Raw genomic sequence first — 22,781 nt, forward strand, 5'->3', positions numbered from 1 at the left:
TCGCGAACGTGGCCGGCAGCCGAGCATAACATCAGGTCGGGCCGGTCCGTGCCTGACTTGGCCGAAGCGGAGCGACCTGCGTGGTGGCGTGTGAGCTTGAGCAGAAGGACGCCAACGCCTTTCCAGGGGTGACGCTCTTCACGAAGCGGCAGGCGCCCGGCATGAAGCCGACGGCGGTTTATCTTCCGCCAAAGCCCCCAACGGCCGCCACCAAGTTCGATGTCGTGATCTGGCTTCACGGCTTCTACGTCAAAAACCATGAATTCCTGTTCCACAGCGATCCAGCGCGACTGCGCGAACAGGTCCGGGACTCCGGCAAGGACGTGGTGCTTATCGCGCCGTTCCTGGGCTACGAATATGCCGTTGGCGACACCTTTGCCGGAAACTACAGCGTGTCCGACCTGGCAGGCGCGAACTGGGGCGAACGTTATCTCGAGGAGATCCTTGGAGCTCTTGCCAGGTTCTTGGGTATGTCCTCGACGTCCATTCCTCAGCTCCAGATCGGCAAGCTCATCATCGCATGCCACTCCGGTGGTGGTAACGGCATGCGCAATCTCGTCGGGAGCCTCGGAAAGTATCAAGGGAAGCTGACCGCTTGTTGGGGATTTGACTGCCTCTACGGTGCCAATGCGCGGCCCGACGATGCGACCTTCTGGTACCAGTGGCTGTCCGGACAGAGCGGCCGCGCGCTCGAAATCGTGTATGGTCCCTCAACTCTCCCGCAATCGGTGAAGCTGGACCTGATCGGGCGCGGGCTGGCGACGGCCGATGGCAATCAAGCGCAGCCACAACGTCCTGCTCTCAAGAACCTCAGCGTAAGGGTCGGTCATTACGACTTATTCCCGGCATTTGGCCAGATGGTCAGGGTCAACGATCTCGACCCGGCTTTCGTGGATCGCTTCATGATACCGCAGGTCGCTGACCAGCCGCGTCTGCGCCACAAGCCGGCGCCACAGCAGGGAATTCCTTCAGGGCGCGATTTCCAACGTCCGCAGCGCTTTTCCCTTTCCAAAGGACATTCATTACATGATCGCCCGGGGCGGCTTCTTCAGTCGGCTGAGCAAGCTTTAGTCTTCATAGACCTTAGCCTTACCGGGCTCACTTGATGGAATAGGACTTGACGTCGAACGACCAATTGTTTGTCACCAGCTTTCCGCTCCCGGCGTCCGGCACGCGCAACTCACTGGTCCAGGCCGATAGATAGCTCAACGCCTCGGCCTGATCTTGTAGCTTGCGCGGCAAGTCCGGCAGATCGAGCAACTGCACCCGCCGCTCGCTCAGGATGGCGATCATCACTGCGGACCCAGTCGGCGGTGCGACGACATATTCAAAACCACGTTGCCGCGCCGCCGGAGCAGGAACAACGAATTCGACACCCGGCTTGACGAGATTAATGTCGCGTTCGTTCGACTGAGCCAATAGCTCGGGGGTCGGAAAGATCTGGGACATCCGCCCTTCCGCGTCGACGTCGACCAAAATGAGATATCCAGGCTTCCTGGCGGTGACGCCGAACGAGACTTTGCCGCCGACGTTGACGGTCTGACTCGGCAGGATCTGAAGGGACACACTCGCGGTATTGGTCTGCCTGCGCACCGCTTGTACGGGCCAAAGCCAAGGTGCGTACGTCGTGCCGACATGTAACGACGCCGTCGGCAACGGTGCTCCGGACGCAGCTCCGCTACCTGCCAGTAGCAGCAGGAATGCGAGCCATGGTCGCTCCTGGCGGATCGGCTGCGATGAAGGCATGGCCTGCTCCCTTAAGAATCAAGGAGCACTGAAGAAGCCGATCGAGGCGATTCGCGCGTCCGCGGGCAAGTAACGCTCGAGACTCTTGATCACCTGGCCCGAGGCGCGACGCCGGTTGAACTGCACTAGGGCTGTCTCAAGATCGACCATGCGTTGCTGCGAGGTCACCGCAACGATCTGCTCCGCACCGAACGGCTCGCCGACCCTGAGCGGTAGGCGCAAACTCGTCGATCGGGCCAACGCCGCATCAGCACCCACCGGATACAACAATTGTATGGTGCCATCGCCGGACACATTGAACAGCAGCACCGCCCTTGATGCCACATCAGACAGGTCAACTTCGACCGTCTGGCCAGCACGTTGTTGGCGATCGTCTGGCCAAATACGCATCACCTGCGGCGACCGGGTCGCAATGCGCTTGAGTTCACGAATTGCCGCTGTCCGATCAATCACCGTCGGCAGGCTGGCAACGTCCATCCCATAGGCAACCACATCCCCCCAAGCGATCACGTCGTGCGACACAGGGTCCCAGATCAGGTCGGGATTGTCCGTCGGTTGAACAGCCTGCACGGGAACATCTTTTGGCTTCACGCTTGCAAAATAGTTCGTCTTGCCGTCGAGCGCCGCCAGTCGGATCGGCGCAGCGAGGCGAAGGGGGGCCGGCGCGTCACTGATCGGAAGTTCCTTGGTCGCCGCGGCGAGGGTCGGAACGGTTGGTGCCTTGGCAGTGACAGCCGAAGGCGCCGGAGCCTGCCCTTCGACGGGCGCCACGGCTCCGGCCTGACCCGAGGCCGCTCTTGCGGCCGGCCCCTGAATCAGCACTACACCGCGCGTCAATCCGAAGGCGACGTCGGTATCCGGCGTCTGAGCTGGCGACGATATGGTCACAATGTTCTGGCGCTGGTCCGAGAGCTGATAGACCACCTGCCGAACATTGCTGAAAAGCTCCTTAAGCGTCACCTTCCCATCGTGATTGATGTCCGCGCTACCTTCCACCGCACGCGCGACCGCATAGCTGAGAGCCCCGCGTAGGCCATCGATGCCAGGGATGCGGACTTCCGGCGCCTTGGTGTAGCGGTCCACCGCGGCCAGAAATGCCGTGTGGTCAAGGTCAAGCTCGGACTTCGGATCGTTGCTGTCCGACACCGGCTTCAGTTCGTCGACCAGCAACGTGTAGCGCGGGACCTGCCGGAAGCTCATTTCAGCGGCACGCGGATCGATATCGCGCACCATACCGCCACCGTGGCAGGTATCAGCCACGAAGATCACCCTCGCTCCGCGCAGCTCGAACTGCCGGATGAAATGGTTGAACTCGCTGCCCAGAACACGCTCAACGGACCCGGTTGGCGTGATTTCAAAGCCTGGCAGCAGGAACACGTTCTCCATCCCGTCCGGCTCCGCGCCCTTGACGCGCTCCGGCTCCTGGGTGCCGTGACCGGCGATCGACAGAAAGATGAGGTCGTTGTTCTTGGTCCGCTCCACCAGTGCACTGATCTCGCGCAGGACGCCTGCCCTGTCGGCCTGGGCGTTAATCAGTTCGACGACGTCGCCAACTCCCATGGATTTCAGGCTGGTCACGATGTCCGTGGCGTCAGCGACCGCACCCTTCAATTTGCGCACGTGCTGGTAGTCGTCGATCCCGATCACGAGCGCGCGCACCGCCGCCCCGTCTGGATTGCTGATCGACAAATCTCCTGCCGCATGCGCCTGCGGGATTGTCAGTCCGATCAACGCAGCGAGCCCGACGGTGGCGCATAGCCGCCCGATCCCGCAATCAAGCCCTCTGGGCATCCGCATCGTGATCCACCTCGACATCATGCCTACCATTTTGTAGCTCTGGCGACACACTGGGTTCAGCGCCTTTTGCTTGCCGTTTTGCGGCCCGCTGGCGGTTGCTCGGTCTCCTGATAGGCGCCCGCTGAAACCGTCGTCTGATCATCCGCGAACGCCCGAAAGCGGACCGGAACATAGCCGCGCGCGAGCAGGCTCGCCAACGGATAGACGTTGCGACAGACGCGGCCGTTGCAGCCACCGGTCGAGGATTCCATGACCTCGGCCTTGCGATCAGGCGTGAACCGCAGGAACAACATCACATGCGAGCCTGGCTTGTTCAGCGCATCGCCGGGCCTCAGGTCCCAGGGATTTGCCACGGGCGCTGCGATCGCGGGGATAGCGGCAGTCGTGTAGTGGACGGAGAGCCCCCACGCGGCGCTGACGAATGCCGAACAGTCGACGCCAGCCACATCCGGCCGCGGCGCATTGCGAGTGCACACATTGCCGGCCAGCGTTCCGCTCTCGATCCGCTGCCGGAAGTTCGCGAGCGAACCGTGGCAGCCCCAGCAATAGGGTACGCCGCGCACCTCCTGGTTCACTTTTCCCTGCAGATACCACGGCCGACGAACACGGCTGAAACCGCTGCATTGGCTGTCGGGATCGTTGCCGTAGTTCGCCTGCGTCAGCTTCCACTGGATGCCCTCGAACGCAAACGCCGTCTCGATCGCCTGCTGGCGATTGGACGGTCTCACGGCGGCCGAAGCGTCAAATTTGACGTCGGATTGCGGAGCCGGCGCGGTTGCCGTTCGCGACGGCCGCACGTCGATAATCGAGGCATTGGTCAGAGGTCGAAACCCGACGCCAACCACTTCGATACCGTCCGGCTTGGTCCGCAGGAAATAGACGTCGCCATCGCTCGAAACCGTAACGAACCGCCGGGTCAGCGGAGTATTTTCCAGAGGAAGCTCATAGATTCCCTCGAGACGCCCGTTCGCGGCATAGCGTGCGACGAATGTGGTGGCGTTCTTTCCCGATGGCGGAACATCCTCGGCCAGCACGTAGAAGCGGTCGCTGTTGTCGATCTCGAGAAACTCCACCGTCCCAAGCTGGTTGCGCACGCGCAGGCCGAGCTGGCCGATGGTCTCGTTGGTGACCATGGTCTGGATCTCGACCCGTACGCTGGAATTGCCCTTGTCCGGAATGATATCGGCGATCACCGAGCCCTTGCTTCGGGAAGCCACATATTGCCGGTCGGACTGGCGGGTCGTCTTGATGATGGCCGCGCGGGTGTTCTGGTCGAGCAGGTCTGCCGCGCTGCCGGGCGCCTGCGATCCCATCTGGGCGAAAGCGGAGACGGCGACCTGATCATCCGCCCCACGGCTGGAGACCTCCTCGAGCTGGATCACGTCACCGCCGAGTCCGCGCGTGGATTGCCCCGGCGCCGCCTTCAGCGTTCGTACGCCGCCGTCCCAAACCAATATGTCGTCGTCGTGGACGACGAGATCGGTCGGCTGGACGTCTTTCGGCATCTTGAGGACGTCAGGATCGGAACTTGGTTGTTTCGGGTCAAACTGGAGGATGCGACCGTTGATCTGATCGAGCACAAACAGGTTGCCTTGCCCGTCGGCGCTGAGTGCTTGCGGTCCTGCGAGTTCCACGTCCTCGCTGGCCGGGACGATGCCGACCATGGAAGCGGCCGAACCGCCGGCGAAGCTGCGTACGACAGTATCGTCGGCGTGCGCCCTGGCTGTGAAAATCCCAGCGCCAACGATGAAGACCCAGATCCAATGATTTGGACGAAGCATGTTCGCCTCAATGTACCCCGAACCGATCGCCGCGTCGGATCGACTAATCCGAGATGCCGTTGATGCGGCGCGTCAATTAGTGGTGAGCAATCGCAATCACGTTCAATTCTATCACTGGACGGTGATAGTCCGAAATTTCTCCAGCGTGCGGTGGAAAACCATGGCCCGGAATAGATTTGAGCAAGTGAATGAAGTCCAGCCCGACGCAATCACGCTGCTCCTGAAACGCGACAATAACGGCGCCTCCGGATCGATCGTGCTGCCTGCCGCCGCGAGCCGGGGACGGTTGACCACCGACCAGGTCAGCGCGCAATTGCCAGCTCAGGATGCTTTTCGCGGCGCGATCCGGCTGGCAAACGACGTCAAGCTCGCGCTCGTGGTTTGCGATCCAGACGGGGTCTGGAAGCCCGAGTGGGGCGATCTTTATCAGGCGATCGATTGACCCGCATCGGATGGAACCAGCATATGCTGCGACGCCGCATGGAGACTAGCTTGCCGAACGGACCCCACGCCCGACCGTCGTTCCGGATGCGGGCCCTGATGGTCGCGCTCCTGGTTGCGACGGGCTGGCCGGCACGCGCCAACGACTCGGCTGCGGAATTGTCGATCGGCGGGCTCCAGTTCGTACGCTCCAGTGACGTGGCCATGGAGAGCGAGAACCTTCGTATCGCGCTTGACAGGATCAGCGTTCGCTACCAATTCGCCAACCTCACCGCCAAGCAGGTCACGCTTACTGTTGCCTTTCCGCTGCCCGACATCGACCTGTCGGAGGCTGAGAACGTTGCACTGCCGTCAAATGATCCGATCAACTTCGTCGACTTCGAGACCAAGGTCGACGGCAACCCGGCGCCGCTGACCGTCGATCAGCGCGCCATGGTTGGCAACAGGGACGTCAGTGCCCTGCTCCGCGAACTCAAGTTGCCGCTGCTGCCAATTGGTCGCCGCGAGATCCGGGTGACCGACCTGCCCGCGGCGACCCGGACCCGGCTCGTGGACGACGGACTTCTGATGCCAGCCGGGATGAGCGACAACGGTCGCCAGCAGTATGCGCCGGGTTGGGTTATCAAGACTTCGGCTGTGCGCCAGCAGGTGTTTCCGCCCATACGCACCGTCACGGTCGAACACCAGTACCGGCCGAGCGTTGGCTCCAGTCCTGACACCATTCTGCGCTCGAGCCTGCGCCGCAGCAGCGCACTCGGTCAGGAAGTCGCGCGTTACCGGAAAGAATACTGCGTCCAGGATACGTTCCTCGCCGAGCTCGACAAGCGCGCGGGCAGTAACCAGACCAACAGCGCGAATCTGCAGGAGCGGCGCATTTCGTACGTGCTCAAGACCGGCGCGAATTGGGCCGGGCCGATCCGGTCATTCAAGCTGACTATCGACCCAGGCGGCAGCGACCGTTTGGTGAGCTTCTGTCCTGGGCGGCTAAAGGCATCGTCTGCTATTGGAAACACGCTTGAGTATACGGCAAGCGACTTCAAGCCGGATGCCGACCTGAAAATCCTGGTGATCGGAACATTCTGAGCGCGCCGGTCAATTGGTGAGCAGCACGTAGCGCGCGGCCGCGATGACAGTCACCTTGTTGCGCTGAGCCTCGCTTAGCGCCTGCAGGAAGAACGTGTCGGCAGCCATCGGTCGCGGCTGGCGCAATGAGTCCAGGACCTGCGGGACCGCCACGACTAACAGCAATTGCGGACCGCTCGCGCGCGCTGTCGGGAGCGTAAACGAAAGTGAGTCGATGCCCGGCTTCAGAAGATAAGACAGGCTTTGGACTTCGCCGCGATCCGACACCATGAGCAGCTCCACCACGCGGTTGGCGAAGTTCTCAATGGTCCCATTGAGGGTTTCACCGCCTTTCAGCTCTGTTGCTGACAAGGTGATGCGTGGCATTCGCGCCTGATCGCTCCCGACCTGACTCAAGAACTTGACGGCTGGGCATTGCGCCTGGGTCACTTGCCTGACGCCGATCGAAGCCTCGAAACCCTGCTCACGCCGGAACGCTTTGTCGAAGGTATCGAATGGGGCGGTCGAGGCACCGAACCCTTCGATGACAGCGGCATTTGGGCTCACGGCAATCGGCAAGACGAAGAAGCAGTCACCGCCAGAATATTGGGCCACGTATTTGCGGATGCGCTCAGCTCGCCCCGGCCCCTCGAGTCCCGGAGGCGGCGTCGCCGTCGGCTGCGCGGGCAACTTCACTGGCTCTTGGCGTCCGGGCTGTGGTCCAGCGGGCTCGACCTTCGGCGGCACCACTGTTCCAGCGAGTTTCGGAGGTGGCGGCAAGACCGCGGTGCCGGGCGCTGACCAGACCAGCTTGTAGAAGGCATATCCACCACCGCCGACCAGCAGCAACAATGCCGCCACGCCCGCCCCCAGCCAGAGGCCGCGCGGACCCCGCGCGGTCGACGGCATCCTGTCCAGCGGCGCCGGCGCCGCGCTTTCCGGCCGCCGCAGCGGATCGAAGCCATATAACGGCGCGGCCGGCGTCTGGGCCGAACCGGTTGGCGTCCAGTTGGCGACCTCCCCCATCGTCGGGCGCAATGCCGGATCAGGCTGCAGCATCCGCTCCAGCAAAGGGCGGATGCGCATATCCACCGCACCGAGATCGGGCACCCGCCGGCGCTTCTCCACCAATTGAAACTGGCTGCCACCCATGTCGAGTTTCTGTCCGGTCAGCGCATGGAAGAGCACAAGACCGAGGCTGTAGACATCGGACTTCGCAGTCACGTCATTGCCGTACAACCCTACCTGCTCCGGCGATGCGTAGTTGTCCTTGCCAGCGAAGCCCGAGCCGATGATGGTCTTGTCACCCATCTGGGTCGACCGGGCGATGCCGAAGTCGATGATCTTGGCCCGCCTGACGTCGTCGAGCGGAACGATGATGTTGTCCGGAGAAACGTCGCGATGGATGATGCCGTGCTCATGGGCGGCCTCCAGCCCCGATGCGACGCGCTGCATCAGCCTGATCAGCGCCTCGAAGGTCAACGGCCCATCATCGAGCATGTTCGAGAGCGAGCGGCCATTCACGAACTCCATCGCGAGATAAGGTCGCTGCAGCACCGGCTCCACGGTAAACAGGAAGTAGCGAACGATCGCGTCATGCGGGAGATTGTGGAGTGCCGCGGCCTCTCGACGGAACAGCGCGAGCGCCGCCTCGTTATCGACCATGTCGGGCAGTAGCATTTTCACCGCAACAGGCGATCCAGTCTGGATCTCACGGCATTTGTAGACCTCACCCATGCCGCCCGCGCCGATCACCGCTTCGATCTCGTAAATGCCGTTGAGACGGGTGCCGGGCGGCACGCCGTGATAGGACGATCGGAACGGATCGTTCGGGGTCATGGTTGCGGCTCCCGATTGAGCGGAGATCTTGTCGCCTCCTGAGATCGTGGCGTCAGCAATCGCACGATCACAATCGTCACGTTGTCAAGCCCGCCGCGATCAAGAGCCAGCGCGAGCATGTCATCGCAAGCCGCCTGGGCGCGCCGCGTAGCCGCGTGCTGCAGGATCTCGTCGTCGTGCACGTGCCTGGTCAGGCCATCGCTGCAGATGACGAAGATATCCTCCGGCTCGGCCGGGCCTGTCACCACCTCAAATTCTGGATCATCGGCGACACCGACGGCACGAGTAATGGCATTGCTCGGCCAATCATTTACGTCTTCGCGCGACAGCGCGCCTTCGGCGATCAGTTCCTCCAGTTCACTGTGATCATGCGACACTTGGCAAATTGCGCCGCGACTGATCAGGTAAACCCGACTGTCACCCGCCCATATGCAAGCATAGTAGCTATCGCGAACGAGCAGAACCGCCGCTGTGGTCCCGACGGTGGCACCCTGTCGTTCATGACTTAGCGCCAGTATCTGCTGGTTTGCGCTGAACAGCCGCTCCTCGCATTCCGCCAACAGGTCTGCGGCTGATTCTGGCGTGCGGATCGCGTCAAGCGACTGCACTACAATGCGACTAGCGAGATCTCCGGCTTCATGACCACCCATACCGTCGGCGACCGCCCACAGGCCAACGTCGGTACGTATCAAACATGAATCCTCGTTCCGCTCCCGCACCCGCCCGGCATGGGTGACGCTACCAACATCGAACAAGGATGGAATATGCACCATCGCGCGTCATCCAGTCCCGGACGCCGCGAGGCCGAGATCACCGGTCAGCAGCGTGATGTAGTGAAACGGATCTGGTAATCCGCGGCAACTCAGCGCCATTGGCGGAAAGCCTTCTCCTCCGGCGGTCCACCAGAAGCTAGCCGCGGCGTAGACCTGTGGGTTGGTGGCGCAAAGTGCTGCAAACGCCCCCGCGAAGGCGTCGACCGCCGAAGCCCTCCCCATTGCCGCTGTACCAAGCGACGTGATCGGCGGACCGCTGCCGACGGTCTCCTGCAATCGTGGCACCGCAAGCCGATCCAATGCATCGGAGATCTGCTCGAAGGTTGCGGCCCGATCCAGGGTCGAAAGTAGGAACGTCTCCACTTGCCCGAACCATTCGTCCTGCGGATCAATGCTCGGCGGCGGCAGCGAGACGGCCTCGCCGGTCACCGCATGCAGGGTCAAGGGATAGTATCGCCCCACCCCGTCGAGCGAGGGCATGATCGCACCCGCCACTGTCGTGCCGCAAATCGCGGCGCCGAGCCAAAACCGCCAGACTGGAGCGGTCAGAAAGGCCTGCTGCCATCCTGGGCCAAGCTGGTGGCGACTTGCTGACAGCGCCGCCTGTACCCACGGCTCCCAGGCCTCGAGGAAGCTGCGTGGGGTCGCGATCGCGATGAAATCGCGCTTTGCGCCGATCTTGCCGAATAGCCCGCAACGCATGGTCATATCCCGGTCGGGCAACGAAACTCGCGCAGCACTGACAGGTTCAGCGGGTTGCGCAACGATCCCGTCGAAATTTGATAGCTGAGCTCGCGCCCAGCGACGATGAAGGTCGCGCTGGCCGTTTCCGCTTTCACCGCTAACGAACCTGCCTCCAGCATCCGAAACAACGACCAGGGACCAATGCGCTCAAGCACGGATGGCGGGCCAGTGTCGTTACTGACTGAAATTGCCGTTCGCGGCGCTGGGCCCGGCCATAGGACGGTCGTTGGCGAGTTGCTCTGTGGCTGTGGCGGCGGCGTAGGTTGCGGACCGCCAAACAAAGGCGAGGGGGCCGATCCGGGAATGGTTGGGCTCGCAATCGTGGTGCCGCCGATCTCGGTCTTAACGGTCACGCCTGGTCCCGGCGCCCCGGGGGGCCGGATCGCAAATGAAACGGCCGGCACACCGCCGCCCGTTTGGAAGAACGCATCCCGGATATAAGCCGCATTCTGGAATTGTTTGAGCGTGTCGGGCGAGAACGACCGACCAACGGGGCTCTCCTTTCGCCAAGTCCAGTCCGATCGCGACGTGTCGGCATAAGGTGCCAGATACTGGGTGAAGAACTTGTCCATAACGCCATTCGGACTGAACAATTTGGCAAAATCCGCCAGCGGGACTTCTTGGCTACTGCTGCGGATGAACGGGTAGCGGTTGGTCACGGTCTGTTGACAGACTGGCGTGACCTGATCGCGCAACGTTTGCAGGATTTGCCCCGCGGTTGAAGCCGCGATGCTGCCTTCGAACTCCGCGGCTGCTGCTCGCAGCATGTCGGAGAATGGCGGCGGCATGCGCGAGGCATTGTTGCGGAGCGCTGCGACCTGGGTCTGAAGCGCGGCCGTGGCTTGTGCGGTCAGTTGGGGATTCTCGATGATCAGCGTCAGGTTCTGCGCGATGTCGTTCAGGTTCGCGACGGCCGAGTCGATCGGCCGGTGAGTACTCTCGCCTTCGAGCGCCGCATGGTAAGGTTTGAACTGTGCTTCGATCATCGCGCCAGGCGGTCCATCCTGGGCATTGGTGAAGAGTACTGGCGCCGGTACGGCAACTGGCGCCGAAGCGTTCGCCGGCTTCGCCCGTTCCTTGGTCAGCGCCGTCTCGTCACGCACCGATTCCAGAATTTGCCGCATGGGCGAGGTCGGCGCCGAAAGCGCCCGCAGCACCTCATATTTCGGCTTGTCGGCGAGCAGCTTCTTCAGGCGCAGGCTCCCGAGCGCGGTTCGCCAGGTCGCCACGAAATCGTTGGAATAGACGTTGAGCAGATCGCCGGCCAGATTGTCGTACTGCTGGTCGATGGCCGACTGCTGGCCTGCATCACCCAAAACCCATCGCTCCCGCTTCATCCGCTCAGACAATCCGGACAGCCGTGCGACGAACTTCTGATGGAAACCGTTATACGTGAAGAACTCAGGTACCCGCACGGCGTCCAAAGGCTGCCCCGTCGTGGTTTCGAAAACGACACCCATGTCGGGTCCGCCATGGCGACCGGCGATCCAGTCGCCAGCAGTCGATGCGCGAGCCTCCGATTTCAGAAACTCGTAGGCGCGTTGCGACACGCTCAGGCGCGCCAAGGAGCTCTGCGCCTGCTTGATCAACCGGCCGTCGAGTTCGACCAGCGGCTGCTGTTCGGTCTCGAGGTCGAACATCGCCACGAGGTTCTCGTCGAGTAGACGCCGCCCTTCCGCGTTGGTGGCGCCAGGATAGAGGTTGTCCGCCCAGTCACGTTGCATCCAGGAGCGGATCAGCTCACGGTCCGGCGACTGCAGGCCGCCGACCATCAGATAGACCTTGAGCGCCTCGTAGACGAAGGCAGGTTCGTTTATGCGCGCATTGAGCTGCTCCTCCAGGCGATACAGCAGGCGCGGCCGGAACATGCGCTCAAGCGCCGTATGATAGGCCGCCTTCGAGGGCGACAGCAGCCGGGCGTGCTGACTGAGCCCGTAGCGAGCCGACAGAGGCACCGACTCGCCGCGCGATCTGTAGCCTGCCGGGGCGTTGCGCAGCCGGTAGAGTAGTGGCAGCACCTTGTCGAGGTCGTGATCGGCAATCAACGTCTGCTTGATAAGTGGTGCGCCGACGGCCGCATACTCGCTATCCGCTTGCAGGCTTTGCTCGATCAAATCGGAGTTCCGCTTGTAGCTCATCAGCCAGGCTGCGATCAGTCCGATCGACACCAGGCCGATCAACGATAGCGCTGCGGCTTTCAGGATCAGGGCGCGGCGCACCGCGGCACGGTCGGTCGAGACCCAGTCGGCTTCGCCGATGATGACCTTGGAAATCAGATCGGCAAGGAAGAAGCTCTTGCCCGTCCCCGAATAGGATCCGGACCCGACTTCCTCAGCACCGAAGGTACGTGCCAGCGACCCGATCAATTGGTCGATCGGCGTGCCCTGCTGCGTACCGGAGGTAAAGTAGAACCCGCGCAGGTTCGCGTTCACGTGATAGCGCGTGGGCTCGAAGATCTGGTTGAGGAAATCGTGGATCTGGGGCTTGAGCCGCGCCATCTGTGCCGGAAAGCCGAACAATTGCACGCGGTGCTGGGGCGTCGGCTCGTCCTGCAGACGGTCGAGCGTCTCCTCGCTTAAGCGCTCCAGCAGACGGTCGAACTCGACCGGGATTTGCCCCACCAGATTCTGGGTTTTATCGGCGGTCTGGAACGTGGCACCCCAAACCTGGCGGCGGCCCGCTTCCCCGAGATAGGCGAAATACTCGGTGAAGCCGGCAACGAGATCGGCTTTGGTAAATAGCGCGTAGACCGGGAAGCTGACCTTGAGTCTTTGATGTAGCTCGAGCAGGCGCATCCTGATGGCATCGGCGTGAAGCGCGAGCTCCTGCTTCGGCAGCGTCAGGATGTCTTCGATACTGATGGCGACAAGGACGCCGTTGATCGGCTGGCGTGATCGGCTTTTCTTCAGGATGTCCAGGAACGCCAGCCAGCTGTCCTTATCGGCCTTGCTATTGGAATCCTGGGTGGTGTAGCGGCCGGCGGTATCGATCAGCACCGCCTCCTCGGTAAACCACCAATCGCAGTAGCGGGTACCGCCGACCCCCGCGATCGCTGCGGGCGTCGCCCCGCGCGCGAGCGGAAATTTGAGCCCGGAATTGACCAGCGCCGTGGTCTTGCCGGCGCCGGGCGGACCGATGATGACGTACCAGGGCAGATCGTAGAGATAGCCCGACTTGTTGCCGCTGGCGGTCTTCAGCGTCGCGAGCGCATCCTTCATGCGCTCCTTGAGCACCGGTTCATCGCTGACGAGCTGGTCCGCACCAGCGATGCCATCGGCAATCTCCTTGGCACCCTTGCGCCGCTTGAACAGATTGAGGCCAACGATGCCTGCCACGACCGTGGTGAGCAGCAGAATAGCGATCTGCCGGACGATATGGTTCTCCAGCGGCCGCCAGTCGCCGAACGCAATGAAGGGACCGGCGAAATAGATCACCGCTCCGAGCGAGCTGAGCCCGACTCCGTAGAGAACGATGCGAAGAATGTCCTTGGCAAGCATCTAACCGTACCTGTTGCAAACCACCTGACCCGGTGGAATCTGCCTATTCGCTGCGTTCGATAAAGATCTCGACGCGCCGGTTCTTGGCGCGTCCCTCGGGTGTCGTGTTGCTGGCGATTGGCGCATCTGCTCCTTTGCCCTCGACATCGACGCGCGAACCATCGGTCAAGCCAGGCTTCAGTGCCGCGGCAACCGCCTTGGCGCGCTCGACCGACAACTCGAAATTGGTCGGGAAGCGGACAGTGCGGATCGGCGAACTGTCGGTATGGCCGACGACCCGGATCCGTCCCGGCTCCTTGTCGAGGGTTGCTGCGACGCGGAGTGCGATCGGCTTGAAACCGTCGAGGATGGTCGCCTGGCCCGATGCAAACAAGGCCAGATCGCAGACCCTGATCACGATGAAACTGGGGGTCTGGTCCGCGGTCATGGCACAGGCTGTGTTCTCCTTCGCGAGCGCGTTGCGGATGCGTTGCAACTGGGTGATGCGATCTGGTGGCGGCGGAGGCGGAGGCGGCGGCGGTGGTGCAACGACCTGGCGCTTGAGCTCGATCGGGCCGGCCGGATGGAGCGCGAGCGCCACCTCGGCCGCATTCTCTGCCCGGCCAGTGAGGAGCGTCCGCAGGACGAAATAGGACCCGGTCAGCAGCGCGGCGACGACGGCCGCCACGAGCCAGACTGGAACACGCAGACGCTGCCGGCGCCCCGCCAGCGACTGCCCGCGCCAGTTGGGCGACAGGTCGCTCATCGTCTTCGGCCGGACCCGGCGCAGCAATTCATAGAGGTTACGCTGGATCACCTGCAGGTTCGCAAGTCCGCCCCCCGACGTCCGGTGAATGCCCTGAAAACCAAGCGCAAGGCAGGCGTGCTGAAGTTCGAGGACCGGATAGTTGACCAGTGGATCAACCTTCAAATGGTCGAGGATCTCAAAGAAACGGACGCCGCCGACACGCTCGCCGAAGAACCGGCTCAGCATCGAGTATTGCGTCCAGACGTGACGCTCCTCGGTTGGGATGTGCTGCACGATATCGTCGGCAGTGGCACACAGGATATATTTCGCTGTGTTGGCCTGGTGCTCGGAAATGCCCGCTGAACGGATGTCCTTCTCAAAGAATTTGATGGCGTCTGCGACCTGCTCCATCAGGCTCGCGAATGACGCGCGCATGAGCGCCACCCGCAACCGACCGAGCAGTTGCAGCAACGGGCCCGCAGCGCGCATCACCGGATTGGCATTTGGCGCCACCAGATCGTCAACGCGCACCGGCGGGCCTGGCGGCAACATGGGTTGCGGCACTTGGCCTTGCGCGGGTGTCGAGATCCATTCCTCGGCTGGATGGCTGGTCGGCGCGGAGGCGTAGTTCGAGCCCTGTGGAACGGGCGAAAAGGATGATGGTGGCGCTGGCGCGCCGGGAGAAGGTACGGGTGATGGCGAATAGGCCGGACGTGCCGCAGGCCCCTCGCCCGGCGGAGGCTGAGAGGTCGGCGCCGGCGGCAACTTCCCGCCGGGGTTGGGACGGATGATCGTCCGTTCGCCTCGACCGAAAGGATTAACCGGCTTGTCCCTGTCGCTCATGGCCTGTCTTCCAGGATAGCCCAAAGGTACAGCTCAAGCTCCGGCCAGTCGCCGGAGAAGTGCATTCCGATCGAGGCCGCCGTGCTGAACTCGGGCCACAGCGGCGACTTGCGGTCGAGATAGAAATAGACGTGATCCGTGATGGCACGGATATGCGGCGGCGGCGTCGGCAAATGCACCAAGGTCAGGCCCGGCAAGTTTGCGTGCACGATCTCGTTCATCTTGGTGTTCGGCCCGACCTTGAACAGGTGCGGGAAATCGTTCTGGATCTCCACGAGTGGCCGCCGTGCGGCAACCTCCAGCACCAGGGTCGCATTTCGGAATAGCGCTCGATCGCGGATCGGCGATACGAACGCATTCTGCGCGCGCTCGATGATCTCCAGACGGATCGCGCGCCGGCCCAGCCGCGCGCTCAAGAAGTCCTGGATGTCGCTCACCAATGGTGTGAAGACGTTCTCGAGATCGTCGTGATCGTACGCCGGATAGTTGCGCGCCCGCCGTTCCGCCGTGGAAAAAGTCGCAAGTTCACCCGCGAACCTCAGCAATTCCTCGTACAGGCGCTCGGGGTGCACGCTGCCGGAGCGCTGGAAATGAGTCAGCACGGGAATGGTACGGTTCAGCACTTGCAGGACCAGATAGTCGACGCTCTGCAACCCACCGCCGGATGACGGATCGACCGCATAACGCGCCAGCTCGTCGAGTTTGGTCTCAACCCAGCCGATGATGCGGTTGAGCCAACCATCGATGATCGGATGCGCGGCGCAGACCAGCATCGTCGGCACGAACTTGTCGTCGAACAGGATGTTCTTGTCGCGCACTTCCAGAATGCGCGCGATGCCGAGGCCCATGTATCCGGGCTTGTTGGTCTTGCGCAGTTCGAACGACAAGCGCGGATAAGCGATGTCGATCTCTTCCTCGATGCGTAGCGCCGAGGTCGAGTCAATGAAGGTTTCCGAAGTACGAACATAGCGACTGGCGCTGTCGGTGCGGTCCTCGTCGACCTCGCGGGTGTTTGGTGCCGCGACCGGCATCATCAGCCAGACGATCTGGCCTGCGGCCGTCTCCGGCACATCGATCGCTTCGGGAATTGGGCTGTCCGCAGGGATAGCGAACGGCGTACCGTCCGGCATGACGCCGGACGCATTGCGCACCGCGAACTTGCTTTGTTCGGTAAGATCCTTATCGATCTCCAGCTGGGCAAAGCCCCAGGGGTACGGTGTCGTGTAGCGAACGCGCTTTTCCAGCAAATGTTCGATGTAGCGGTCGTTCTGCTGCAGATGATGCGGTCGCAGAAACAGACCTTCCGACCAGAAAACCTTGCTGTACCAAGACATTCCTACATCCACTTAGAAATTGTCGGCAACCGCGTGGTCGCCGATAGTTTACTTTGAACCGGGCTTGTCACCGCGGTCGTAATAGTCTGAGAAGAGCAACATAAAGGTTTCGATCGGAGCGCTGTTGTCGCGGCCAAGATGCGCCTTCCAGCGCGTCAAAAATTCGTCCCAGAGTTTGCCCTTGTTCGTGCCGAGCCAGGAGCTTGCGCCACGCTGAAGCTCGAGCTCGCGCGCCATCAGCGTCGGATCTATGCCCGCAATCAGCTCATGCACAGCGTGCTGCATCGCCATGTAGGTCTTCAACTGATGTGATTTGAGATCACTGAAGCCCTGTGCAAGGGCGCGCTGTGCGTCGAGGTAGCTACGCGTCGGCGGCCCAAAGAGAATGCGCATCGCCTCTTCCGAGGTCGGCGAGAATTTCAGCGGATTATTTTCGAGGGCCTGGACGGTGGTCTGGCTGGTGCTGCGGGTCAGCTGCTTGGCCTGGGTTCGCGCCTGCAGCAGCGCCATCAGATTATCCACGGTCATGCGCAAGATGATGCCAAGCTGTTCGGCGAGTTCGGCATCGGACTTGCTGGCAAAGAAATTGTCCGGCAATCCTGCAGCGCGCGCCACCAGCCGTGCGAACTCGGTACCGCCGACTGGCTTGGCCGTGACACGCCCCTCATCTGCTGCTTGCGCCGGGTGCGGCGACCCAACCTGTGGGCGCGGTGGCGATGGCGATGCTGGCTGCTGGGCAGCGGCCGGCTCATCATCGATCCACACCGGCGGCCGGCGTGGGGTCGGCATGACTGGCGGACGCTCGACTTGCGGTTTCGGCGCGTTAACCGGACCGGCTGCCCAGTTCATGTCGTCGTCCTGCACGGACGGTTGGTACGGAGACGCCGGCGATGACCGTCGGAATGGGTCTCCACCCGGTGCCGGGACGCTCGCCGCCCAATCCAGGAACCCCGGATTGACGGGCCGCGCAGCCTCGCGTGGCTTCTTCAACAGTTGCGGATCGATCGGCGGCGGAACGTCACGATCGGCCGTCCAAAGCTCTCCGTAATCCGCATGCTGCTGGACCGAGGGTTCGTGCAGTTGCGCCTCATGGTTTGGGGTGCGCCCGCCAGCCTCATCCTTCAGCGAAACTCCTATGATGTAGTGGCCGATCGTGAGCCGATCGCCGTCGCGCAAGCGGTGCGGCCCCCGCATGCGCTGGTCGGCACCATTGAGAAAGGTGCCGTTGGTCGAGACGTCGTGCAGCCAATAGCCACCGTCGCGAAAGTGCACCTCGCAATGCTTTCCGGAAATCGTCCGCGCCGGATCCGGCAGCGTCCAGTCGAGGTGACGGTCCCTGCCAATATCGACCGAACGCCTGCCGGTAACCGTAAACGACACAGGTCCGCCGTCCGGAAGATTCGGTTCGTTCTCGATATTAAAGCGAAGCACCATCACATCGTCTCGTTATCGAGGAGGGCGCGGTTCGCCGCGTGCCAATTGAATACCATCCTCCAGGCATGACGTCATTATCTCGTCCCGGGAGTCGCGGGGGAGCCGGCAGAGGCCAATCAGCAGTGCTGCACGCACCGCCCGTGCGGCCTGATCTGGCCTGGCTTCCACGGGCGCAAATTCCGGGGGAACCACGCTTCCGCCGGACCATCCGGCCGCCAGCGCCAGCCATGTTGCTGGTTGCTCAGGATCGTTGGCATTGCCGACAGCCAGCGCCTTGTTCCGGGACTGCTCGTCCGGTTGCCGGACCCAGGTCTCCACAATATTCAGCGACCTGCTATCGCTGGCATCGAAATGGTCGAACATCCGTCGCAGGGAGCGACATCCCCAGCCAATTGCCACGCGCCTTGGAAGCAAATAGGCACAGTAAGACACGGCCGGATGCCAATTGCACGCGTCGGCGGCCTCCTGAAGGAAATCCATCGAAGGCTTGTCAGCGTCGGCTCTGCCGACATCATAGCGCGCCAAGGGATAGGCCTGAAACAGATCCTGTACCGTGCCGAACCGAACCTGCCCCATGACCGTCAGCCGACAAGAGTTGGAGTGCCGTGCGCGACCAGCGGACCGCCGGCTACAAGCGCCATGCCGGCCTGCGCTGTCATGGCGATCGTCGGCGCGTTGATGACGATGCCCGCCGGGGTCAGGATAATCTGGCTGGGACCAACCTGCAGGGTGATATTGGCATTGGCCGTGAGTGTGATGCTGATGCCCGCATTGACAGACTGGTCCATGGCCAGCGTGATGTACTGACCGCCCAATTCGATATCGAGCTTATCATTGCCTTTCTTGAGCGTGGTTTTGCGGGTGTCGCCGCCGAATGCAGCTTCGCCGATGGTCCGTGTCTCGGTGTCGCGGACCGTCACGTCGTGGTCCTTCTCAGCATGCACCGTGATCTTCTCGGATCCCTTCTTGTCCTCGAAGTTCCACTCGTTGAAGCCGCCACCACCTTTGGTGGAGTCGGACTTCAATCCTGCAACCGTCTTCTTCGACGGCAGATCGTAGGGTAGCTTGTATTCGTCGTTGTACACGGTGCCGATCACCAGGGGCCGGTCCGGATCCCCCTCCAGGAATTCGACAACCACTTCCTGTCCGACGCGCGGGATGATCTGACCGCCCCAGCGCTTGCCAGACCAAACCTGAGCCACGCGCAACCGGCACGACCGCTTCTTCTTCCGATCCCAGAAAAAGCGGACATAGATTTCGCCCAGCGATTCAACGTCGATTTCCTCGTTCGAATTGTCGTCTTTGGTCACCACCTTGGCAGTTTGGATGCCGTTGATCCTTGGCTTCGGCGTCATCATCAGCGCTCGAAACGGCCGATCGCTTGGCAGAAACTCATAGCTGCCGAAATAGACATGTTGCCCGGCGTCGCTGGGACCGCCAGTGCGGTAAGATTCGATCGAGAACGAGTGCGTCGCTCGCACCACGAGATATTCCACGTTCTGCGAGTCTTTGGAGTGCTTTTCGAGCTTCGTCAGCCCGCCGGGGAACAGGTTAACGGCGTCGCCGTTGCCGCGGCGACGCCGATCCATCGCTTGCTCGGCCTGGAGCTGGATCTTCGCGTAGCGCTCGCCGTCGGATTTCTCCTTGAACTTCCCGGGATAGTCGTAAAACTCCATCTCCGACCGAGTGTAATGCTCGGAGCCCTTGGCATCGCTGATCAATTGAGCGTTGGGCTTCTGATAGTTGTAGTCGTTGAGTTCGATCTTGCCGGTACGAAACCGACGCTCCGAGACCCATTCATAGATGTGCTGCTCTCCTCGACGATCGGCACCCGTCAGCGGGATGTAGGGAATCGTAGCAAGACCTTTGATCGGGGTGTGCGATGATTTGGAGTCTGCCAACACCAGCGTATGTTTGCCGCCCTCATGCTTGAAGAAGTAGTAGATGCCGTGCTGCTCCATCAGCCGACACACGAAATTCAAGTCGGTCTCGCGGTACTGAACGCAATATTCGAGCTTCGGACATGCCCCCTCTTCGGTCAATTTAGATTCATAGTCGGTGAAGCCACGTTCGTTGAAAACCTCCTTGATGATGTCGGGCGCCTTCTTGTCCTGAAAGATCCGGCAATCGGTGGTCCGCGACAACAGCCATAACCAGGGCCTCAGCACGATCCGGTAGCTGAAATAGTCGTTCTTCACCCCGAGCCACTGGGCCTCCGTCAGAACGCCACTGAACTCGCGCTGCATTTCATGCAGCTTTATGGTCAGCGTGCACTGCTGACCGATGGCACGGTCGAAATCGAGGTCCGCATCCTCACTGAGACACTCGATGCGATACTCGAACAGCTCGCTGAGACCTTCCGAGCCTTCGAATCCGGCAAAAACCAAAACGTCCTTGCCAAGAGGCGTCTTGAGTTCGCAAAGGCGGGTATCCTGAGTAAGCTGGCCCATGTGGGCTTAAACTCCCTCCTTCGATCGAATGACCCGCTGCAAAGAGCTGATCAGACGTTATGCGAGAACCACGAAAATCCTGCCCGCCACCGGCAGTGCCGGAAAATCCACTCCAGGGCTGGGCCTCCGGACGTTCCACAACAGCAGTCCAAAGAACCGCCCCGGTCATCAAGTAGTCGGCTCCAAGAGCTTGCCGGTTCACGCGAAAATGGCATGATCTTCGGGAATGAACCAAGATCAGCAGGCATCTGACCCATAAGTATAGATCGGATCATGATCCCCCGCGATCCGGCAGTCGCAACGGGCTCGGCAGCGGGGCCGTGACCGAGCAGATGGACGATCCTCGTATGCTTGATGTCGCCTCCCTGACGCAGCCCATTACCGCTGACGATCCCTGCGGACCAGATCTCGACGCCGTCGGAGACGTCCAATATCTCAACTTTTTCGCAGGCGCGGAATCCCTGCTGCCGATGTCGTTCTTCGAGGTCGTCAACGCCAATGGAGAGCGTGGACGCTTCGATCCAAAGGCAGTCGATTTTGCCGGCCAGTTTTCCGCCGCACAGCCCCTTCTTGCGCGCACCCGCGATCTTCGCCTGAACTTGCTTTTGGCCAAGTTTTCAATCCTCAACCGCGATCTCGACGGCTTTCTCTGCTGCCTGAAGGCGACCAATTTGCTGCTGCGCGAGCAGTGGGAAGCGGTGCATCCGAAGGGCGAAGACGGTGACTACGCACTTCGCGCCGTCACGGTCGAAGCAATCGACGTGTTCCCGACCGTGATCAACCCGCTCCAGTTCCTTCCCCTTATCGAGAACCGCAGACACGGCAACCTGAACTACCGCGCTTATCAAGTCGCCATGGGCGAAATTCCCGCCGGCGACGCCGACGCCGACGGGCCAGATCTGGCGGCCATCGAGCGCATCGTCAGCGAGACGGATCTCAACACTCTCAAAGTAACCAGCGCGCGGTGCTCCGCGGTCGCTGCTGAAATCGCGGGCATCAAGCAAACCTGGCACGAGAAATTGAACGCGGGGCAACCGATCAGTCTCGACAGGCTCTCCGGCCTGGTTAACGGCATGGCTACCTGGCTCGCGGGTCTTGTCGCGTTGCGGGATCCTACGGCAATCGCCGGAACCGCGGAAGGTGCCGGTCCTGTCGATATACAGGCGCCGTCAGACACCACCGGGGTGGTGGCTTCATCCGCACAGGCATCTGCAGCGCTTGCTGCGGCGGCCGATTATTTCGCCCGGATGGAACCATCCAACCCGGCACTGTTGCTGGTGCGTCAAGCGCAGGAGATGGTCGGCAAATCATTCATTGAAGTGATGCGGATGCTGGTCCCGTCCCACGTGGAGAGCGCTGCGATCAACATCGGGCGCGACAAGGTCTTCGACCTGCCCATCGAACGGATGGCGGAGCTCGCGACCTCGCCCTCATCGACGACCGATGACAGCGCTCAAGATATTGTGTTTTCAGTAGAAAATAGAGCGCAGGCCTTGGGCTTGCTGACGAAGGTGGCGTCGTTTTTCCGAACCGCGGAGCCGTCCAGCCCCATCCCCTTTTTGATCGATCGCGCGCGCGATCTCGCACAAAGAGATTTCCTCAGCCTTTTGAATGACCTCCTGCCTGAGGGCGCTCTCAAGACAATCAACAAATCGTATTGAACCCACCTTTCGCTCAAGGGCACTAACTGGACACAAGGATGTTTTGCCGACCGCAAGTTGAAACGCCTTAGTCAATCTGCGTCGTGCAATTTGGCTTCTCGATTTCGTTGAGAGGGGAACCATGGCTACCGACAGCGGTCAAAAATTCATTCGACGAAACCGCGCACCACGCGTGCACATCACATACGAGGATCCTTACGACGCCGAACGGCTGATCGAGCTGCCATTCGTCATGGGCGTCCTGTCAGACCTTTCCGGCAATAACCCCGGCATCGAGAAGTCGAAGGTCGAAGAGCGCAAGTTCCTCGAATTCGACATGGACAATTTCGACAACCGCATGGCGGCAATCCAGCCCGGCGTGACGGCGCGCGTCGCCAATCGCCTCAGCGATGGATCCGACGAGAAGATCTCGGTCACCCTGCGCTTCAACAAGATGGCAGACTTCACACCGGTGGCCGTCGCCCGCCAGGTGCCGGCTACTGCCAAGCTGCTCGAGGCGCGCGAACAACTCGCCAACCTGCTGCGCTACATGGACGGCAAGGTGGCCGCCGAGGACCAGCTCAAAAAACTTCTCGCCGATCCTCAACTTATGGCGGCGCTTCGGGAACGCGCGACAAGCCATTCGACCGAACCTGGCACCGAGAGCTAAGGA

17 protein-coding genes are annotated in these 22,781 nt (G+C 61.6%); 5 read left to right on the plus strand and 12 right to left on the minus strand.

Features of this window, described 5'->3' with window-relative positions; translation table 11 throughout:
- Nucleotides 1-80 precede the first annotated feature (80 nt).
- Nucleotides 81-1,106, plus strand: a complete 1,026-nt coding sequence (locus WHZ77_RS21145; protein ID WP_375309704.1) for a hypothetical protein — start codon at nt 81-83, stop codon at nt 1,104-1,106.
- Here WHZ77_RS21145 and WHZ77_RS21150 read toward each other — a convergent pair.
- The 3 genes from WHZ77_RS21150 to WHZ77_RS21160 are packed head-to-tail and all read right to left on the minus strand — an operon-like array spanning nt 1,099 to nt 5,324.
- Complete coding sequence (locus tag WHZ77_RS21150) at nt 1,099-1,746, minus strand: DUF4384 domain-containing protein (RefSeq protein WP_375309705.1); 648 nt, start codon at nt 1,744-1,746, stop codon at nt 1,099-1,101. The two genes, WHZ77_RS21145 and WHZ77_RS21150, sit on opposite strands and share 8 nt — an antisense overlap.
- A gap of 18 nt (nt 1,747-1,764) precedes the next feature.
- Nucleotides 1,765-3,543, minus strand: coding sequence for a caspase family protein (locus WHZ77_RS21155; RefSeq protein WP_375309706.1), 1,779 nt, complete (start codon nt 3,541-3,543; stop codon nt 1,765-1,767).
- Between the two features lie 56 nt (nt 3,544-3,599).
- Nucleotides 3,600-5,324, minus strand: coding sequence for a hypothetical protein (locus WHZ77_RS21160; protein WP_375309707.1), 1,725 nt, complete (start codon nt 5,322-5,324; stop codon nt 3,600-3,602).
- Here WHZ77_RS21160 and WHZ77_RS21165 point away from each other — a divergent pair.
- Both WHZ77_RS21165 and WHZ77_RS21170 read left to right on the plus strand, forming a co-directional pair.
- Nucleotides 5,323-5,766: a hypothetical protein gene (locus WHZ77_RS21165; RefSeq protein ID WP_375309708.1), complete on the plus strand. Its 444-nt coding sequence runs from the start codon at nt 5,323-5,325 to the stop codon at nt 5,764-5,766. The two genes, WHZ77_RS21160 and WHZ77_RS21165, sit on opposite strands and share 2 nt — an antisense overlap.
- A gap of 98 nt (nt 5,767-5,864) precedes the next feature.
- Nucleotides 5,865-6,848, plus strand: a complete 984-nt coding sequence (locus tag WHZ77_RS21170; protein WP_375314777.1) for a DUF4424 domain-containing protein — start codon at nt 5,865-5,867, stop codon at nt 6,846-6,848.
- Nucleotides 6,849-6,857: 9 nt separating this feature from the next.
- Here the strand turns inward: WHZ77_RS21170 and WHZ77_RS21175 are convergent, their stop codons facing one another.
- The 9 genes from WHZ77_RS21175 to WHZ77_RS21215 form a co-directional block, all read right to left on the minus strand.
- Nucleotides 6,858-8,666 carry a serine/threonine-protein kinase gene (locus WHZ77_RS21175; protein WP_375309709.1) on the minus strand — a complete coding sequence of 603 codons (1,809 nt, stop codon included), beginning with the start codon at nt 8,664-8,666 and terminating at the stop codon, nt 6,858-6,860.
- Entirely contained in the window at nt 8,663-9,439 is a 777-nt protein-coding gene (locus WHZ77_RS21180; protein WP_375309710.1) for a PP2C family protein-serine/threonine phosphatase, read from the minus strand. Before WHZ77_RS21180 ends, WHZ77_RS21175 begins: the two co-directional genes overlap by 4 nt.
- A gap of 6 nt (nt 9,440-9,445) precedes the next feature.
- Nucleotides 9,446-10,147 (minus strand): type VI secretion system-associated protein TagF, encoded by a 702-nt coding sequence (gene tagF, locus WHZ77_RS21185; protein WP_375314778.1) that lies wholly within the window; start codon nt 10,145-10,147, stop codon nt 9,446-9,448.
- Nucleotides 10,144-13,680 carry a type VI secretion system membrane subunit TssM gene (gene tssM / locus WHZ77_RS21190; RefSeq protein ID WP_375309711.1) on the minus strand — a complete coding sequence of 1,179 codons (3,537 nt, stop codon included), beginning with the start codon at nt 13,678-13,680 and terminating at the stop codon, nt 10,144-10,146. The genes tagF and tssM overlap by 4 nt, the downstream gene beginning before the upstream one ends.
- 43 nt (nt 13,681-13,723) lie before the next feature.
- The gene (tssL, locus tag WHZ77_RS21195) at nt 13,724-14,959 is read right to left on the minus strand and encodes a type VI secretion system protein TssL, long form (protein ID WP_375309712.1); all 1,236 of its coding nucleotides are present in this window, start codon (nt 14,957-14,959) and stop codon (nt 13,724-13,726) included.
- A gap of 287 nt (nt 14,960-15,246) precedes the next feature.
- Nucleotides 15,247-16,584, minus strand: a complete 1,338-nt coding sequence (gene tssK, locus WHZ77_RS21200) for a type VI secretion system baseplate subunit TssK (protein WP_375309713.1) — start codon at nt 16,582-16,584, stop codon at nt 15,247-15,249.
- 48 nt (nt 16,585-16,632) lie between these two features.
- Nucleotides 16,633-18,018, minus strand: coding sequence for a type VI secretion system-associated FHA domain protein TagH (tagH, locus tag WHZ77_RS21205; protein ID WP_375309714.1), 1,386 nt, complete (start codon nt 18,016-18,018; stop codon nt 16,633-16,635).
- A gap of 12 nt (nt 18,019-18,030) precedes the next feature.
- The gene (locus WHZ77_RS21210; protein WP_375309715.1) at nt 18,031-18,594 is read right to left on the minus strand and encodes a hypothetical protein; all 564 of its coding nucleotides are present in this window, start codon (nt 18,592-18,594) and stop codon (nt 18,031-18,033) included.
- A gap of 5 nt (nt 18,595-18,599) precedes the next feature.
- Nucleotides 18,600-20,468 (minus strand): type VI secretion system Vgr family protein, encoded by a 1,869-nt coding sequence (locus WHZ77_RS21215; RefSeq protein WP_375309716.1) that lies wholly within the window; start codon nt 20,466-20,468, stop codon nt 18,600-18,602.
- A 347-nt stretch (nt 20,469-20,815) separates the two neighbouring features.
- On the opposite strand from WHZ77_RS21215, the gene WHZ77_RS21220 reads away from it, so the two are divergent.
- Entirely contained in the window at nt 20,816-22,129 is a 1,314-nt protein-coding gene (locus WHZ77_RS21220; protein WP_375314779.1) for an ImpA family type VI secretion system protein, read from the plus strand.
- A 121-nt stretch (nt 22,130-22,250) separates the two neighbouring features.
- The gene (gene tssB, locus WHZ77_RS21225) at nt 22,251-22,778 is read left to right on the plus strand and encodes a type VI secretion system contractile sheath small subunit (protein WP_375309717.1); all 528 of its coding nucleotides are present in this window, start codon (nt 22,251-22,253) and stop codon (nt 22,776-22,778) included.
- The last annotated feature ends 3 nt before the right edge of the window (nt 22,779-22,781 follow it).

Origin of the sequence: Bradyrhizobium sp. A5, assembly GCF_042076515.1 — a bacterium.
GTDB lineage: Bacteria > Pseudomonadota > Alphaproteobacteria > Rhizobiales > Xanthobacteraceae > Bradyrhizobium > Bradyrhizobium cosmicum.